At 40.6% G+C, this 17,417-nt stretch carries 14 protein-coding genes; 8 read left to right on the plus strand and 6 right to left on the minus strand.

Going from position 1 to position 17,417, the window contains the following annotated elements; translation table 11 throughout:
- Positions 1–449, minus strand: a 449-nt coding sequence (locus tag A9Y75_RS28315) for a hypothetical protein (RefSeq protein ID WP_071188853.1), incomplete at its 3' end; no start/stop codon positions are given.
- Positions 450–604: 155 nt separating this feature from the next.
- On the opposite strand from A9Y75_RS28315, the gene A9Y75_RS06965 reads away from it, so the two are divergent.
- Complete coding sequence (locus A9Y75_RS06965) at positions 605–1,480, plus strand: DUF4351 domain-containing protein (RefSeq protein WP_071188854.1); 876 nt, start codon at positions 605–607, stop codon at positions 1,478–1,480.
- Here A9Y75_RS06965 and A9Y75_RS06970 read toward each other — a convergent pair.
- Positions 1,466–1,909: a hypothetical protein gene (locus A9Y75_RS06970; protein WP_071188855.1), complete on the minus strand. Its 444-nt coding sequence runs from the start codon at positions 1,907–1,909 to the stop codon at positions 1,466–1,468. The two genes, A9Y75_RS06965 and A9Y75_RS06970, sit on opposite strands and share 15 nt — an antisense overlap.
- A 209-nt stretch (positions 1,910–2,118) precedes the next feature.
- Here A9Y75_RS06970 and tnpA point away from each other — a divergent pair, with 209 nt between their 5' ends.
- The 4 genes from tnpA to A9Y75_RS06990 all read left to right on the plus strand — a co-directional run bounded on the left by tnpA (position 2,119) and on the right by A9Y75_RS06990 (position 8,243).
- A complete protein-coding gene (gene tnpA, locus A9Y75_RS06975) occupies positions 2,119–2,532 on the plus strand; it encodes an IS200/IS605 family transposase (RefSeq protein WP_071188856.1) in 414 nt (137 codons plus the stop codon).
- Positions 2,533–2,623: 91 nt separating this feature from the next.
- Positions 2,624–6,118, plus strand: a complete 3,495-nt coding sequence (gene drmA, locus A9Y75_RS06980; RefSeq protein WP_071188857.1) for a DISARM system helicase DrmA — start codon at positions 2,624–2,626, stop codon at positions 6,116–6,118.
- On the plus strand, positions 6,115–7,992 hold the full coding sequence (locus tag A9Y75_RS06985) for a DUF1998 domain-containing protein (RefSeq protein WP_071188858.1): 1,878 nt from the start codon (positions 6,115–6,117) through the stop codon (positions 7,990–7,992). Before drmA ends, A9Y75_RS06985 begins: the two co-directional genes overlap by 4 nt.
- The gene (locus A9Y75_RS06990) at positions 7,989–8,243 is read left to right on the plus strand and encodes a hypothetical protein (protein WP_071188859.1); all 255 of its coding nucleotides are present in this window, start codon (positions 7,989–7,991) and stop codon (positions 8,241–8,243) included. Before A9Y75_RS06985 ends, A9Y75_RS06990 begins: the two co-directional genes overlap by 4 nt.
- 57 nt (positions 8,244–8,300) lie before the next feature.
- Here A9Y75_RS06990 and A9Y75_RS06995 read toward each other — a convergent pair whose 3' ends face one another.
- The gene (locus A9Y75_RS06995; RefSeq protein ID WP_071188860.1) at positions 8,301–8,936 is read right to left on the minus strand and encodes a CPP1-like family protein; all 636 of its coding nucleotides are present in this window, start codon (positions 8,934–8,936) and stop codon (positions 8,301–8,303) included.
- Between the two features lie 662 nt (positions 8,937–9,598).
- Here A9Y75_RS06995 and A9Y75_RS07000 point away from each other — a divergent pair.
- The gene (locus tag A9Y75_RS07000) at positions 9,599–10,309 is read left to right on the plus strand and encodes a response regulator transcription factor (RefSeq protein WP_071188861.1); all 711 of its coding nucleotides are present in this window, start codon (positions 9,599–9,601) and stop codon (positions 10,307–10,309) included.
- A gap of 759 nt (positions 10,310–11,068) precedes the next feature.
- On the plus strand, positions 11,069–12,805 hold the full coding sequence (locus A9Y75_RS07005; RefSeq protein WP_071188862.1) for an iron uptake porin: 1,737 nt from the start codon (positions 11,069–11,071) through the stop codon (positions 12,803–12,805).
- A 61-nt stretch (positions 12,806–12,866) separates the two neighbouring features.
- Here the strand turns inward: A9Y75_RS07005 and hisIE are convergent, their stop codons facing one another.
- The 3 genes from hisIE to A9Y75_RS07025 all read right to left on the minus strand — a co-directional run bounded on the left by hisIE (position 12,867) and on the right by A9Y75_RS07025 (position 15,469).
- Complete coding sequence (hisIE, locus tag A9Y75_RS07010) at positions 12,867–13,517, minus strand: bifunctional phosphoribosyl-AMP cyclohydrolase/phosphoribosyl-ATP diphosphatase HisIE (protein WP_071188863.1); 651 nt, start codon at positions 13,515–13,517, stop codon at positions 12,867–12,869.
- Between the two features lie 69 nt (positions 13,518–13,586).
- Entirely contained in the window at positions 13,587–13,970 is a 384-nt protein-coding gene (locus A9Y75_RS07015; RefSeq protein WP_071188864.1) for a zinc ribbon domain-containing protein, read from the minus strand.
- Between the two features lie 866 nt (positions 13,971–14,836).
- Positions 14,837–15,469 (minus strand): carbohydrate binding domain-containing protein, encoded by a 633-nt coding sequence (locus A9Y75_RS07025; RefSeq protein ID WP_071188866.1) that lies wholly within the window; start codon positions 15,467–15,469, stop codon positions 14,837–14,839.
- 348 nt (positions 15,470–15,817) lie between these two features.
- On the opposite strand from A9Y75_RS07025, the gene hemL reads away from it, so the two are divergent.
- A complete protein-coding gene (hemL, locus tag A9Y75_RS07030; RefSeq protein ID WP_071188867.1) occupies positions 15,818–17,116 on the plus strand; it encodes a glutamate-1-semialdehyde 2,1-aminomutase in 1,299 nt (432 codons plus the stop codon).
- Positions 17,117–17,417: the final 301 nt, after the last annotated feature.

A 17,417-nucleotide genomic window follows, 5' to 3' on the forward strand; every position in this document is an offset into this window, starting at 1 on the left:
ATATCTCTGGCTATCTGGATATCTCTGGCTATCTGGATATCTCTGGCTATCTGGATATCTCTGGCTATCTGGATATCTCTGGCTATCTGGATATCTCTGGCTATCTGGATATCTCTGGCTATCTGGATATCTCTGGCTATCTGGATATCTCTGGCTATCTGGATATCTCTGGCTATCTGGATATCTCTGGCTATCTGGATATCTCTGGCTATCTGGATATCTCTGGCTATCTGGATATCTCTGGCTATCTGGATATCTCTGGCTATCTGGATATCTCTGGCTATCTGGATATCTCTGGCTATCTGGATATCTCTGGCTATCTGGATATCTCTGGCTATCTGGATATCTCTGAATATTTCTCTATTTATATAAATATCTGTGGTTATATGTGGTAACTTTATACCTTTGGGTGAGATAATAAAAATGTTAGGTTTCTTTGCGTCAGCCAAACCGACAAATAACCAAAGTAAAATATTAATTTTTAATAAAGGACATTAATTAATATCTTAAAAAGGATAAAATCATCAATTAACAATCCTGTAAATCCTCAAATATTATAAATCTTGATATAGCTACGCTATCAGACAATTAATCATCAATAAAAATGACCAGATTTATACATGACCAATTTTCTAAAGACTATTTAGAAGAACTTCTGAAAAACTATGGAGAAGTACAAGCACCTAGTCGAGTTGCAGCAGAAATCAAAGAAATAGATGTTTATTTTTCACCATACCTCCAAGTAGATCCTAATTTGCAACTGTTAGGACTATTAGGTAAAATGGCATCAAAGCCAGCAATATTTGAACCCTATCGCAACCCAGTTACAGCAGATGAAATCCTAGATTGTATAGTAAAATTAGTAGAAGTTAAATCCCTATTAAAAAGAGAAGCAAAACGAAATAACACCAAAATCTCAGAAAACGAAATTCCAAAATTATGGATACTTACCCCTACCGCATCTGCTAACCTTTTATCAGGTTTTTATGCTACATTAAAAAATGACTCTTTAGCGGGAATATACTACTTAGGTGACTCTTTTCGTACAGCCATAGTAGTAATTCATCAATTACCACGTATAGAAGAAACCCTATGGATTAGAATGTTAGGAAGAGGAACAGTTCAAAAAGAAGCTATTGACGAACTTATAGCATTACCCGCAAATCATCCTTTCAGGAGAATCACGCTAGAATTATTTTACAATCTGCAAACGCATTTGACAAAAAATAATCAAGATCCGGAAGATAGAGAGGTAATTATGAGACTAGCACCATTGTATCAACAAGAAAGAGATTTAGCAATTTGGCAAAAAGAATCAGCATTAATTATCCGCTTGCTAAATAAACGATTTGGAGAAATTCAACCTGGGTTAATTGAACGGATTCAAAAATTACCAATTGAGAAAATAGAATCTTTGGGAGAAGCATTATTAGATTTTAGCAAGGTTGATGATTTAGAAAATTGGTTAAAGGAAAATTAGCCAACTGAAAAATACAACATGATTGATATTACCTTTCCACCAATCGTCTTCAGTCCGCCGGGGGTTATAAACCCCCGTCTCATAGCGCAAGTCCTCTTTTAGAGGACTAAAAAATTCAACATGATTGATATTACTCTTTACCCAATCGTCTTCAGTCCGCCGGGGGTTATAAACCCCCGTCTCATAGCGCAAGTCCTCTTTTAGAGGACTAAAAAATTCAACATGATTGATATTACTCTTTACCCAATCGTCTTCAGTCCGCCGGGGGTTATAAACCCCCGTCTCATAGCGCAAGTCCTCTTTTAGAGGACTAAAAAATTCAACATGATTGATATTACTCTTTACCCAATCGTCTTCAGTCCGCCGGGGGTTATAAACCCCCGTCTCATAGCGCAAGTCCTCTAAAAGAGGACTAAAAAAAATTAACATAATTAATATTACCCTTTCCACCAATCGTCTTCAGACGATTTCAGCTTTTAGACAGAGGTTTTTAACCTCTGGCTATTTGGATATCTCTGTCTATCTGGATATCTTTGGCTATTTCTGACTATATGGCTATCTTTCTCTGTGGGAATGAATATTTTTTCCACCAATATGGGCAAACTGTAAATGTAGCTAAATATTAATCATCTAAAAATATGTCTTTGTGGCAACTTTATTATCATATTGTTTGGGGAACAAAAGAACGTCAACCCCTGATTATGCCCCATAACGAACCTGATCTTTATAATTACATAATTGGTAAATCAGATGCCCTTCGTTGTATAATTCATGCAATAGGTGGTATGGAAGACCACATTCATGTAGTTGTATCTATTCCCCCGACAATAGCAATTGCAGATTTCGTAAAAAACATTAAAGGAAGTAGTTCCTACTATTTAAACCAGACCCTTACTAATAAATCAAATAAATTTAGTTGGCAAGAAGGATATGGTGTATTTTCTCTAGGTAGCAAGCAACTTGAACAAGCTATTAATTATGTCAAAAATCAAAAACATCATCATTTACAAGGAACAACTAATCATCATTTAGAAAAAATAGAAATAGTCTAGTATTTTCGCTGATATTCCCGTAAAATAACTGCAAATATCCTAATTAATTAAACAAAAGCAGAAAAAGTAATAACACGGAGATAATAATATTTTGACTGTAAATTCTATACAAACAAGCTCCGCCCAAGTGCGATCGCATCTTATTGATGCCTTACAACTTGACCTCATCGGACCCACACCCGATGATCTTGTCCACGCTGAAGAAATTTTAGATCAAGCACCATCCAAATGGTATCTAACAGGCTTCCTCGTCCCCTATGGTGCGCCTATGGAACAGCGCGGAGATGATACTAGCAATGACGATTTAGACGTAGTTCAAGGCGGTAGTGCAGGTGAAGATGAAAATATTCCAGACAAACCATTCGCTAAGAAAGCTTTTTTCCCTTCCTCAATGGGTTTAAGTTTACTGGTTGCGGAAAATGCCAGTCAACTTAATGTGACAGTACAGTGGGGTGATTATTTTCCGTTAAAAGATCATACCGTTGGACAATCTGCAAATGATGTTGGTGAAGCAGAAATTCCCTCACCCTCAGAAATAGAAACGATACCCGAATCAGAAGCACCAAATCACAGTTTATCGGGAAACTGGAAGCGGATTCCCCGTCAAGCCCAAATAACTATTCCTCTAAAATTACCACTTCATCAAAGCCAATCCCCAAAAACTATTCCCATACCAGATCACCACGGCTTACAAATCGTCGTCTCTATTCGTCCTGTAACATCCAAGGAACTTGTTCCTGGGGGGACTTGTTCTGTTTCCGTATTTTTGGTCAATAATCGCCTTCCCACCTCAGATAAAGAGCGTGATGTTACCTATACTTTTCAAACCAGTTTAATCATCAATACCCCAGAACCACTAGTACCTCGTCCCAATTTACGCGGACGAGATCATCAGGATTGGGATGAAAACGTTGCTGATTTACAATATCGTGATGATTATGAATATGCTGTAGGTCATAACGTTTCTGCAATAGCACTTACAAATCCTGATGGTAGTTGTCAAGAAGTCCGTACCGCTTGGATACCAACCGCTGATGTAGAAAAGGTCATAGCTGCTGACGTAGAAAACGTTGAGTTGGGAATGGAAGCCCTAGCCGCCGCACCCACACCAGAAGCATTGCAAAATATGCTGAGTCCAATGGTAGGTGCTTACATTGATTGGATCAAAGAACAACGGGCAAAATGTCCCACCGAACCCAAACGGCAAAATGTCGCCCTAGATTTACTCCAACGTGGGGAAAATACAGCTAAACGCATCGCCGCAGGTATCAAAGCATTAGGTGATCCCCAAATATTTGCATCCTTCTGTATTGCCAATCGCGCCATTGCTACAGCCCTGCGCCAACGTGCTACTCACGGTAAAAATACTCCTCCCGAAAGAGAAACAACAGAAACAGCCCCCAAATGGCGACCCTTTCAACTAGCGTTTTTACTAACTAACTTGCCAGGAATAGCCTACCCCGAAAATAGCGATCGCGAATTAGTTGATTTACTATTTTTCCCCACCGGTGGCGGTAAAACCGAAGCCTACTTAGGACTGGCTGCCTTTACCCTGGTTCTGCGACGACTGCGTTATCCTGGTATCAAATCCGCCGGTTTAAGCGTCCTCATGCGCTATACCCTGCGGCTGTTGACTCTCGACCAACTCGGAAGGGCGGCAACAATGATTTGCGCCTTAGAATTGGAACGCCAGAAAAACCCCCAGCAGTTAGGAACTTGGCCATTTGAAATAGGACTGTGGGTAGGACAAAGCGCAACACCCAACCGCATGGGCAAAAAAGGAGATAATGACGAAAACACTGCTAGAAAGCGGACTCTTGATTTCCAAAAAAATAACGGTAGCCCATCACCTATTCCTTTAGAAAGTTGTCCTTGGTGCGGGACAAAATTTACCCGCAACTCATTCCAATTAAAAAACCCAGATCAACCAACAAATTTACAAATAGGTTGTGCCAATCGTCGCTGTAATTTCCAAGGTGATCATCCTTTACCAATAGTCGCCGTAGATGAATCAATATATCGCCGCTTACCTTGTTTTATTATCTCTACAGTTGATAAATTTGCCAGTCTGCCCTGGGTAGGAGAAACAGGTGCATTATTTGGACGAGTAGACCGCTACGACAATAATGGCTTTTATGGACCAACTCAAACAGGCTGCGGTAAACCCCTGGGCGGCCATTTACCACCACCAGATTTAATTATCCAAGACGAATTACATTTAATTTCTGGACCATTGGGAACAATGGTAGGACTATACGAAACTGCCATTGATGCCTTGTGTAGCCAAGAAATAGACGGCAAAAAAATTCGTCCGAAAATAGTTGCTTCCACTGCCACAGTCCGCCGCGCCAGCAAGCAAATTCAAGCATTATTTGGTCGCAGTGAAGTTGATATATTTCCACCACCAGGACCCGATAAACGCGATTCCTTCTTTGCGAAAACTGTCCCCGCCACAGTCAAAAATGCCCGCACTTATGTAGGAATTGCTGCTCAAGGACGCAGTTTAAAGGTAGTATTATTGCGTACATACTTAGCCTTGCTAGGTGCAGCCCAAAAACATTGGTTAGAACAAGGAGGAAAGAAAAATTCCCACAACCCAGCAGATCCTTACATGACACTGTTAGGTTACTTTAATTCCCTACGTGAACTCGGTGGCAGTCGGCGAATTGTGGAAGATGAGGTAAATTCTGGGCTGGTGCGTTACAGCCAGCGCAAACGAGTAGATGAAATATCCGGGTTATTTGCTGGTCGTAAAATTGATGACGAGCCAGAAGAATTAACTTCCCGTGTTAATACTAGTGATGTTGCAGATACTAAGCGGCGAATGGAATCAACCTTTGATCTAGAAGAAAAAGTTGATGTTGTTTTAGCAACAAACATGATTTCCGTAGGTTTGGATATTACCCGCTTGGGTTTAATGGTAGTTCTCGGTCAACCCAAGACAGCAGCCGAATATATCCAAGCTACCAGCCGCGTGGGACGGGCAGAGGAAAAGCCTGGGTTAGTAGTTACTTTGCTGAACATTCATCGTCCCCGCGATCGCTCTCATTATGAACGATTCGGTGCTTGGCATTCAACATTTTATCGAGCGGTAGAAGCAACTAGCGTGACTCCTTTTTCCCCTCGCGCTATTGATAGAGGTCTTGCAGCCATTACCGTAGCTTTAGCACGTCTCGGACACCCAAAGATGACAGCACCACGCCATGCTTTTGATATTACTCAACATCGTCAAGATTTAGATTTTGTCGTTGATACCATAGCCAAACGCGCAGAAATGCACGATAAAGAGCGTGATGCAGTTGAAGCTGAAGCCCTACGTCAGAAGGTGAAAAACCAAGTTAAAGACTTGCTTGATTTGTGGGAACGTATCGCCAATAGCAGTAGCAAAATTAGCCTTCAATATCAACGGGAAGTAGGCGAAGCACCTGCACTAATATTTGACCCTCTCGACCCAGAATTAAACAACCAACCCCTAGAAGTACAAAAGAAATTCAAAGCCCAGCGAAGTTTGCGCGATGTTGAACCAACAGTCAATCTGTGGGTAATTAATCCTTATGGAAATGAGGTAGAGGAGGCAGGAAAATGAATAAATCTAGCAGAAAAAAATCACCACCAGGACAAATTCGCCAAAGTCAAATTCTCTCTACCTTTGGACCTGGGGCAATGGTAGATTTACCGAAACATTCTGTATTAATTGGTGGTTTAAATCATTGGCGTGGCGATAGAAAACTCATCTTTGAAGACCGTCTAGCGGCTAGAGTTGCCGAAATTTTAGAAGTCCCTCACATCAAACTCTATGCACCACCAGTTGATGAACAAGACCCCAAAGCCGCCCGCACGGGGATTAATGTTTTTACTTTTCCCACTTGGTTTTTAGCCCAAGTCAAGGAAACTTGGTACGACAATAAAACCCAAAAAACCTACCGCACTCGCCCTTTGATACCTTGGGGTAATTTGGTGAGTGGTAAATATCTTAATTCTGAGAAAAAATCAATCCCCGTTGTCCCCGTCCGCTTTGTCCAAGCCTGCGTCAAAGGACATATCAGCGATATTGATTGGTCTCGTTTTGTACATAATGACTCTGATAATAAATGTCAAGGTCAGCTATGGTTGGATGAAGGTGGTTCTGGTAACGACTTTGCGGAAATTTATGTTCGCTGCGAAGGCTGTAAAAATAAACGTCGTCCCCTTGCTAATGCTACAGTCCGCAATGGTAAAGTTTTAGGTCCATGTCAGGGACACCGCCCTTGGCTTGGTGATTTTGCCCAAGAACTGAGTTGTATTCGTGAATCCACAGGTCTACCAGAATACAATCGCTTATTAGTGAGGTCTGCTAGTAATGCTTATTTTTCCCAAGTCCTCAGCGTGATCTCTCTCCCTGATTCTGACGCACCTTTACAAGATGCCGTAAATTCAGTCTATGAAGATTTTCTTAAAAATATAACAACGCTCGAACAGCTTACTCTTGTTAAGAGTCTAATGTCTAAGGTAGCCACAAATTTGGAAGGATTTAGCAATGAAGCCGTCTGGGAAGAAATTCAACGAAAACAAAGACGACAAGAAAAACCACATAAAAGTATTAAGCAAGTAGAAATTGAGACACTACTTTCTAGTGCCGTCGAAATTGGGGAAGATGTACCAGAAGGTGATTTTTACGCCAGGTCACGTAGTTTAGATAATTTACAACCTACCTTTTCTGCCTGTATTGAACAAATTGTTTTAGTACATCGGTTACGGGAAGTAATTGCTCAGGTGGGTTTTACTCGCTTTGAGGCGGAAATGCCAGATATTGACGGCGAACTTGATATCAGCGTCAGGCGTGCTGCATTGGATATTGAACCTAATTGGGTACCGGCAATTGAGAATAGAGGCGAAGGTGTATTTATTGCTTTCCGTCAGGAAGCTATTGAAAATTGGTTAAAGCGAGAATCTGTCAAAAAACGAGGGCGAGAATTATCAAGAGGATTTGATATTTGGTGTGCGCGTAAAGGTATAGACCAGGAAAAGGAAAAAGTTAAATTCCCCGCACTGCCATATATTATGCTGCATTCATTATCACACTTATTAATTATGGCAGTATCACTAGAATGCGGTTATGCGGCCAGTTCCATCCGTGAACGTATTTATGCTAATGAAGCTGGTTATGGAATTCTTTTATACACTGGAGCAACTGGGTCAGAAGGTACTTTAGGCGGACTGGTAGAAGTTGGGAAACGCATTGAATACCATTTGGAAGTAGCATTAGAGCAAGGAAGATTATGCTCCAATGATCCGGTCTGCGCCCAGCATAAACCAGATAATGAGCAAGAGGAGCGTTTTTTACATGGTGCTGCTTGTCATGGGTGTTTACTGATTGCCGAAACATCTTGCGAACGGCGCAATGAATTTCTTGACAGGGCATTGGTAGTTGCCACTGTTGAAGGAACAGGAGCAGAATTCTTTGAGGACAAAGGAGGATGAAGATTTTTCTTAACCTCAGTCGTCCAGCCCTTGTTAATTTAGCAACGGCTTTAGAAACTGGCAGACTTTCTCCGCCTTTTTCTATATCCAATGTCGCTAACTACATCCCAGCGGCTTTAAATCAAGACATTGTTGATGAACTGAACCGTCTCAATGTCATAGGTGTACATTCTGAGCATATCGCTTATACACTGCGACTATTAGCAGAGGAACGAAGTGTATCCCAAGCTAAGTTTATTCTCAAAATTTAGTACATTATTTTCTTCTGCGATCCTTTGGGTTAAGCAATATCTCAGTCTCCAATATTTTTAACGTAAAAAGCTGCTAATTAACCACATCAATATAAAGGTTAGTACTGTAGAAAACTGATTGGAATTTAGGTTGATGAATGGTACTTGTTGCAGCAATAACGAGGTATAAATTAGTCCGCCAGCTACTAATCCAATGATTAAACTGACCAGTGTGAACAAAACGGCTCTACCAAATTTACTTTCCTTGCGATTGAGAAAGTAAATACTGATTCCTATCCCAACTACCAAAGCCATCTGTAAAATCTGGTCGTTAACAGCAGGATAAAACACACTGATAGCACTTAAACCTAGATACCAAGCTCCTGGTAATAGCACATCTGATAGTGTTGGTTGATCCAACATTCGTTGCAGCCATGCTGGTGACTGCTCACGAGGGCTAGAATTTTCTTTCGGAAGAGATGATTGCACTCGCATTTCCGGAAATCGGATACGTTCAGGTACTTTAATTTTCCCTTCTTGGCGCATCCGTAAACGCTCCATTAGAATAGCATCATAAGCCGCTTCAATGAGTTCTAGACCATTACCATCACCACTACCAGGTTGCTCCAATAGGCGATTGCGAGCATCCTGAATTTCATCGAAGCTAGCATCTTCTGATACCCCAAGTTTTTCGTAGGGATTTTGATCGCTCATGGCAGTTTATTAGTTCAGCCTTAGTAAGCGGCAGTCTTTTGTTGAGGAAAAAACAACCTTAGGTTTTATCTAGATTGAAACAAACGTACCAACAGATTTTAATCCTCTACCAGGATGTTAGCACGGGTTAGTTTGTTTAACCCAGGAATTTTAACTACAGTTAGTTTAACATATTGCCATAACACCGTGTATACTCTCATGTCGTTTGCTAGTTAGGGTTTTACCCTAGTATTTAAACTGGGAATGTTGAAACCGTATTGACTATAAGAAGATAATATTATTGGTTTAAGTAAGTGATCTTCGCTTGAGTGCGTTTTTCTAAATGAGAAATTGGGATTACCATGATTTATGGTATAAATTTACATATACGTCTAAAATTAGAAGGTTTTAAACTCCCATCTTACTGACTAGACAGTATAATTTTTGATAAAACCTCTACAAATAAAGGTTAGAAGATCAATTTAGTAGATATACTGAAGTGTTTATCTACTGACCTAAAGGTTATTGTACCTACATAGTTCATAATTGTGATTACAGTTTATTTGAATAATCAGGATACTCCTACCTTAGCCTTGTAGATTCTTAATTACTGCCAAAGCGGAAACTGCGTTTTTACGCATCACCCATGTTAATCCTATGAATTTTTGTGCAAAGTGATGGTCATGGCTCCTGCCAAGATTCTTGTAGTTGATGACGACCCTGCGGTTCGGAATTTAATCCAACGCTTTTTGATTAAACAGAACTATCAAGTAGAAGCTGCCGAAGATGGTAAGGCAGCCTTAACTCTATTTGAGCAATTTAACCCAGATTTGGTAATTCTAGATGTAAATTTACCAGATGTAATTGGTTTCAACCTCTGTCAAGAGATGCAAAGTCGTAATGGCGTTTTTGTACTTTTGCTAACTAGCCGGACAGACGAAGCCGATAAAATTCGCGGTTTTTCTAAAGGTGCTGATGACTATCTCACTAAACCATTTGGTCTGGGAGAACTAGAAGTTAGAGTTGCGGCGATTTTGAGACGTCAGCGGGTTGTGACTAACGCAGAGCAAAAACGCCTCATTTTTGAAAAGCTGATGATTGATCCAGTACGGAGGGAAGTGACGCTTAACAACCAATCAGTACCCTTAACGGCTCTAGAATTTGACTTGTTGCATTTTTTAGCCAGTCATCCAGGTCGAGTTTGGCGGCGAGCAGAGCTTATCCAAGAAGTCTGGGACTATGAATATGTGGGAGACCAGCGGGTTGTGGATGTCCACATCGGTCAAATTCGCAAGAAAATTGAAATTGATGCTACTCAGCCAGCTTTAATTCAGACTGTGCGTGGTGTAGGTTACAAGTTTGAATCTACTACTCATCCACAAGAAGACCGGTAATAGGATGTAGGGTGTAGGGTAAGAATTTTCTCTTTATTGCCCATCACCCCATTCTCCCAAAGCATTTCAACTTAGCACTGATGGAACAAAGTTTCTCAATAGATACGAGCAGCGTGGCGAACTGCTTGCAGCAGCGCTTCGCTATCGCTATTTCCATAATCCTATAGTAATCATAAATAATAGCTGAAAAATTTTAAGTATCTTAGAGTGGGCAATGCCTACTCTACGTATATTTCAAAAATTAAATAGGAGTCCTATAGTATTCTTACTAGTACACATCCGCATAAGTCAACTAACCATTAAAAATTCCTAAAAAGCTTGTATAATCTGCTTTTTTTATTTTTAGTTCCGATCAAGCGGCACTAGTTATTGTCTTTAATTATTCTTCCAGTTCCAAATATTCCTTGGTTAATAACAGGTATAAAAATTTTTAAAGATTGTTTGTGTAGATTTCTGATATAAATAAATTTACGATCAATATCATTCGTTTTGAGAATTACAATTCTCTCAGTAATTGTACTCAAAATAATCCAGTGATCTTTTCAGAAATATATTGCTGAAAAAACAATATAATTTTCTAAATCAAGGGATATAGGCGAGAATTTCCTGGACTTAACCCAGTAGTGCCAGGAGGAACGCATATCAGAGATAGAGTCAAATATATTACTGCATCTGTAGTAAAGATTCTTGACAAGTCAAGAGCCACAGTAGCTCTTGATCTAAAAACATTGCATTCAAATTTAGCTGTGAGGAGTCATCATGAAAGTAAATTTGCCCAATAATTTTGGTAGAGTAGGTTTACTCTGCTTACTGTCTGGATTGTTCCCAGTACAAGCTATGGCTGCTGATAGCCTGCAAACAGATTCACCTGCTGTCAGTCAAAAACAACAAAGTGCTGATTTATCCACATCATCACCTCAAGTTGTAGCTTCAGACGGGATAGAACAAGTTACATCTGTGTCCCAACTGTCAGACGTACAGCCTAAAGATTGGGCTTTTGGTGCATTACAATCTTTAGTTGAGCGATATGGTTGTATTGCAGGTTATCCTAACGGTACATTCCGGGGTAATCGTGCGTTGACTCGGTATGAATTTGCAGCTGGTTTAAATGCTTGTTTAGACAAAGTTAACGAATTAATTGCTGCTGGTACAAGCGATTCATTAACAAAACAAGATTTAGCTACTCTCCAAAAACTGCAAGAAGAATTTTCTGGCGAACTGGCAACACTCAGAGGTAGAGTAGATGCAGTAGAAGCTCGTACTGCTGAAATAGAAGCCAATAGATTTTCCACAACAACCAAATTGAGTGGTGAAGCTATTATCTCCGCTATTGGTGCTACAGGAGGCGCTCCTGGTCAGGATAACCCTAATATCATCCTGACTAACAGAGTCCGCTTAAACCTGACCACCAGCTTTACAGGTAAAGACTTACTGATTACCGGTTTACAAGCTCATAATTTCTTAGGTGGTGTGGCTGGGGCTGGTAGTCTGCAAAATAGTTTAGGATTATCCTCATCATTATTGAGTGCTAGTGGTGCGCGAACCGGCTTTGAACCGCAATTTCCAGGAGTTGATGTAAAAACTTTAAATGCTGTCGGTGCAAACTCACTGGAACTTTATAAACTACTGTATATCTTTCCCGTTGCTGAGAAATTAACCTTGTTTGCGGGGACTGCGGCCGAAGTTTCTGATGCTTTTCCGGCTATTACTCCCTTTTATGGGGAAGGACAAGAATCTATTTCCCGTTTTGGTAATTTAAACCCTGTTGTTCGCGTTTCTGGTGGTACTTCCGGTTCTGGTTTAGCATCTGCGGCTGGTTTTATTTATAGTTTTTCCCCAAAACTAGATTTGAGAGCTTTGTATGGTAGTGTTAACGCCAACATTCCTCAAAGCAGCAGTAGTACACCCTTGGGATCTGGTGTATTTGGTGGTAGTAGCGTAGTTGCAGCCCAACTGACTTTTAAACCCACCCAATCTATAGATGTGGGATTAAACTACGCCAATAGTTATCACGAGATCAATATTTTAGGCACGGGTTTAACTAGTAGTGACATTGGTGCTTTGTCTGGTCTCCCACTAGGAACACCTGTAAATATGAACTCCTTTGGTGGGACTTTAACTTGGCGATTTTCCCCAAAAGTGGCCTTATCTGGCTACGGTGCAGCAATGTTTGTAGATTCTCCTGCTGTAGATGCTTCCACAACTTTCACCAGTTGGATGGTAGGTTTGCATTTTAATGATTTACTCAAAAAAGGCAATAATGCAGGTTTAATTTTTGGACAGCCTTTATATCGTACTGAAGCTGGTGGTTCAGCCCAACTTGCTGATGCGGGTACAAATAGAGCTACACCTTACCATTTAGAAGGTTATTACCGTTTTCGCGTTAATGATCATGTGAGCATTACCCCTGGTGCGTTTGTGCTATTTAATCCTGAAGGTAATAGCAACAACCAAACCACCGCTGTAGGTGTACTCCGTACTACGTTTACTTTTTAGGTGACAGGTGACAGGTGACAGTGGTTGTTCTCCCCCTGCTCCCTGCTCCCTGCTCCCTTGCCTATTTCCTGCGTTCTTGCAATTTACGATATACAGCTTTTAAATCAACTTGATGATGTGCCAGAGCAACGAGGGTATGATAAAACAGGTCAGCAACTTCACCTGCGATCGCATCAGCATCATCATCTTTACACGCCATAACTACCTCGGCGCTTTCCTCACCAATCTTTTTCAAAATCTTATTATCACCACCTGCTAACAACTTACAGGTATAAGAACTTTCATTAGGATGATCACGGCGATCGCATATCACCTGGAAAAGCTGTGATAACATATCCCCTGGTGGTGGTGTCACTTTCCCATCAACCTGGTGAAAACAACTGCGTTCCCCAGTGTGACAAGCAATATCTCCCAATTGCTCCACCCCAATGAGTAAAGCATCACTATCACAGTCATAACGAATAGTCTGCACCTTCTGAATATGACCAGAAGTCGCGCCTTTGTGCCAGAACTCCTGACGGGAACGACTCCAAAACCAAGTTTCTCCAGTTTCCAAAGTCTTTTGTAGAGATTCCTGATTCATCCAGGCCATCATCAAAACCGTACCATCCAGATAATCTTGGACTATTGCCGGTACTAAACCTTGATCATCGTAGCGAATTTTTTCTACAGGGATGGCAGATTGGAGCAAGTGCAGTTCAGGAGAAGACATACCAGATAACTTTCTTGAATTTAACAATGACTAATGGATTCAAGATATCATTCCATGAACTACCCCAGCCTACTTCGTTGAGGCTGGGGTTTCTACATCCCCAGCAGTAGGTTGAGATTTTTGACGCTTCATCTGGGATAGTTGCCTGAAACTGCCAGTTGCCACTTCGACTTCGCTCAGTGAACGCCGACGTTTTTTGGTAGAGCTACTTCCATCTGCGTCTACGAGGTTCGTTCCAAACCCCGGTAGTTTATTTTGACTCCAAGCAAGCATCACTTCCGCAGCAGCAATATCACGCTGTTGGGTATAACCACAACTAGCACAAACATGAACACGCTGTAAGAGTGTTTTCTTTTCTTGATATCCACATTTGGGACAAGTTTGAGATGGTTTTATCTTCTTGGTAGGAGCTTCTAAAAACACACCTTGAATATCTTGTAATTTATATTTCAAGGAACTTCTTAGCTAAATCCCTACCAGTTTTTGCTTAATATATTTATTGCGAAATAGTTCTTCCTTGTCAAATTTATTGTAACAAATTTAAAATCTGTTGTCAACCCCTATATACTCTTTTTTGTGCTTTTTCCTGAATTCAGAATATCCCCTTGGGAGAGTCAAAAGAAATTATAAAATCTGCGTTTATCTGCGTTTATCTGCGTTTAATTATATAATTTGTCTGACTCAGGATTTACAGGATGGTTTTTTTGTTAACATCAGGATTTTAGAAGTTAGAAATTTTCGTCAGAATCAGAATATCCTTAATGAATCGGTGTTCTAGTTGCGGAAGTTTTGATTTGATGTGTATATTTTATCCTGTAAATCCTGAAATCCTGGATATCCTGATTCTGACAAAATAAAATCCTATACGGCACTTCCCGGTGTTATGAGATACAAACACCCCACCCCCAACCCCCTCCCCGCAAGCGATGAGGGGGCTAAGATGTACTTCATAAGAGCGGAAACCGCTGTAAATCCCTAAATCCTGGATATCCTGATTCTGACAAAATAAAATCCTGAAAATCCTTAAATCCTGGATATCCTAATTCTGACAGTTTATCAAGTGCGTCAAACATATTCTTAAATATCAAACGCACCTTAAGAGGATGTTTGAAAAGTTGCAAATTATACTCTAAACCCCTCTCCAAACCTCTCCCCCACAGGGAGAGAGGCTTTGATTCTTACTCCCCTTCCCTGGTAGGGAAGGGGTTGGGGGTTAGGTTCTGAGACTTTTGATGTTACCAAAAATACTTTTAAAACATTCTCTAATAAACCATCCTGAAAATCCTTAAATCCTGGATATCCTGATTCAGACATTTAAGCTATGAAGCTACAGTCTCCACAGGGTTAACAACAAGTTTTTTTGCTGTTAAACGCTTTTTAGCTTGTCTCATCAACCCTAGAGCAAAGAGAGAACCGACTGTGGGGATGGTTGCACCACCGGGAATATCAAAGGGTACTGGGGTAGAAGCATCGGTCAAAGATACGTTGTCTAAATAAGCAGAAGCGGGATTATTGTAACCTTGTAAGTTTAATAGAGCCGAAGTTTGTGTAGCCACAAAAGTTGTGGAAAAGTTTGTGAAAGAACTCGTAGTGGTATTAATCAGAGAGGCTAGAGTTGTAGACCCCAGTGTGGCTATGATGCCATTTGGAGTTCCTCCAGTATGAAAATAGTCAAAACTAAAGTTATAAGTCTGTCCCACAGAAAGACTGCTTATAGTTTGCGATAGATTTCCTGGGTTAGTGGAAAATCTATTTGTTACAACCTTAATAGAAGAGTTGCCACCGATATTACTATTGTTACCAATCCAACCACTATTGGTCCATCCAGTTAAACCAGATGCAAAATCCCCATTATTTACAAACTCTAGTGCTTGGGCTGGAGATGCACTACTGACCACAATACCAGCAACAGCACCACCAACTACTAATGGCAGAATTCGAGATAATTTCATCACGTTGTCCTTTTTTTATTTGCAAATAACATCAACCACAGAAAGCCAAAGGTGATTTAAAGTCCAGAAAGCAACTTCAACACCCAAGCATTCTGCTATTGACCGCATTGTAAAAAAAACGACAACTTTGTCTAGTGACTTCACTGAAATTTTATATAATTTTTTACCCTGATCCTTGCCGCAATAAAAAAACTTTTATGCCTATGCCGTATCTCAGAAATTACAGAAATCACAAGAGCTACAAAAGTTACAACAGTAGCCAATTCTATGAGCATAGAAACTTTCAACCTGATTTTGTCTTATTCTCAAATAGAAGCTCGATTTAATCACCACCTATAGGAGATAACCTTGGTAAACACAACGATTAAAACCACAAAATCACAAGAAATCTTTGCTGCTGCTCAAAACCTGATGCCAGGAGGCGTTAGTTCTCCAGTTCGTGCGTTTAAATCTGTTGGTGGACAACCGATAGTATTTGATCGCGTTAACGGAGCGTATATTTGGGATGTAGACGGAAACCAATACATCGACTATGTAGGTACTTGGGGACCAGCTATTTGTGGTCATGCCCATCCAGAAGTCATTTCCGCCCTACAAGCAGCTTTAGTAAAAGGTACTAGCTTTGGCGCTCCCTGTGTCCTAGAGAACGTTCTCGCAGAAATGGTCATAGATGCAGTTCCTAGTATCGAAATGGTGAGATTTGTCAACTCTGGAACTGAAGCTTGTATGGCCGTACTCCGGTTAATGCGAGCTTTCACCAAACGAGATAAAATTATCAAGTTTGAAGGTTGTTATCACGGTCACGCTGATATGTTCCTCGTTAAAGCTGGTTCTGGTGTAGCTACACTGGGTTTACCTGACTCCCCTGGCGTTCCCAAAGCCGCAACTAGGGATACATTAACAGCGCCTTACAATGATTTGGAAGCTGTCAAAGTCTTATTTGAGCAAAACCGCGACGAAATTGCCGGTGTAATTCTCGAACCTGTTGTTGGTAATGCTGGCTTTATTACTCCCGATGCTGGCTTTTTAGAAGGTTTACGGGAAATTACCCAGGAAAATGGAGCTTTATTAGTATTTGACGAAGTAATGACCGGCTTCCGTATTGCTTACGGTGGCGCTCAAGAGAAATTTGGCATCACTCCCGATTTAACCACAATGGGTAAAGTCATCGGTGGCGGCTTGCCCGTGGGAGCTTATGGTGGTCGCCGCGATATCATGTCAATGGTTGCTCCCGCAGGTCCTGTATATCAAGCTGGTACTCTTTCTGGTAATCCCCTAGCTATGACTGCTGGGATTAAAACACTGGAATTGCTACAAAAACCCGGTAGTTATGATTATCTAGAGCGGATAACCAAGAAACTGGCTGATGGTTTGCTAAAAATTGCTCAAGAAACCGGTCATGCTGCTTGTGGTGGCAATATTAGCGCCATGTTTGGCTTATTTTTCACCGCTGGTCCAGTGCATAACTATGAGGATGCTAAAAAGTCAGATACCGCAAAGTTTGGGCGGTTCCATCGCGGGATGTTAGAGCGTGGTATCTACTTAGCACCATCTCAATTTGAGGCTGGGTTCACTTCTTTAGCTCATACTGACGAAGATATTGAACAGACTTTAGCTGCTGTACGAGATGTGATGTCCAGTCTGTAACCAAAAAAGTACTAAGTGCGAAGTTTTGAGTAGCGTCGTTGTCCCTCTCAAAACTCCGCACTACTTAACAGCCTTAGATAATTCCCTAAGCTTCAGGACAGAGTAGTTTTTTGATAAGCTAGAATTTGAATAGAAATAATACTGAAATACTAATCATCTAATTATACAATTTAGAAGTATAAACAATAATTAGTTTTTTCAGTAATTTCACACAAAAAAAGTAGCTGTTCTGTCCGAATTTTAATGAGATAATAATGGAGAAAACGATTTTCATCCTGGGTATAGTTAATAGTGAACAATT

The organism is Trichormus sp. NMC-1, assembly GCF_001858025.1.
Taxonomy (GTDB): Bacteria; Cyanobacteriota; Cyanobacteriia; order Cyanobacteriales; family Nostocaceae; genus Anabaena.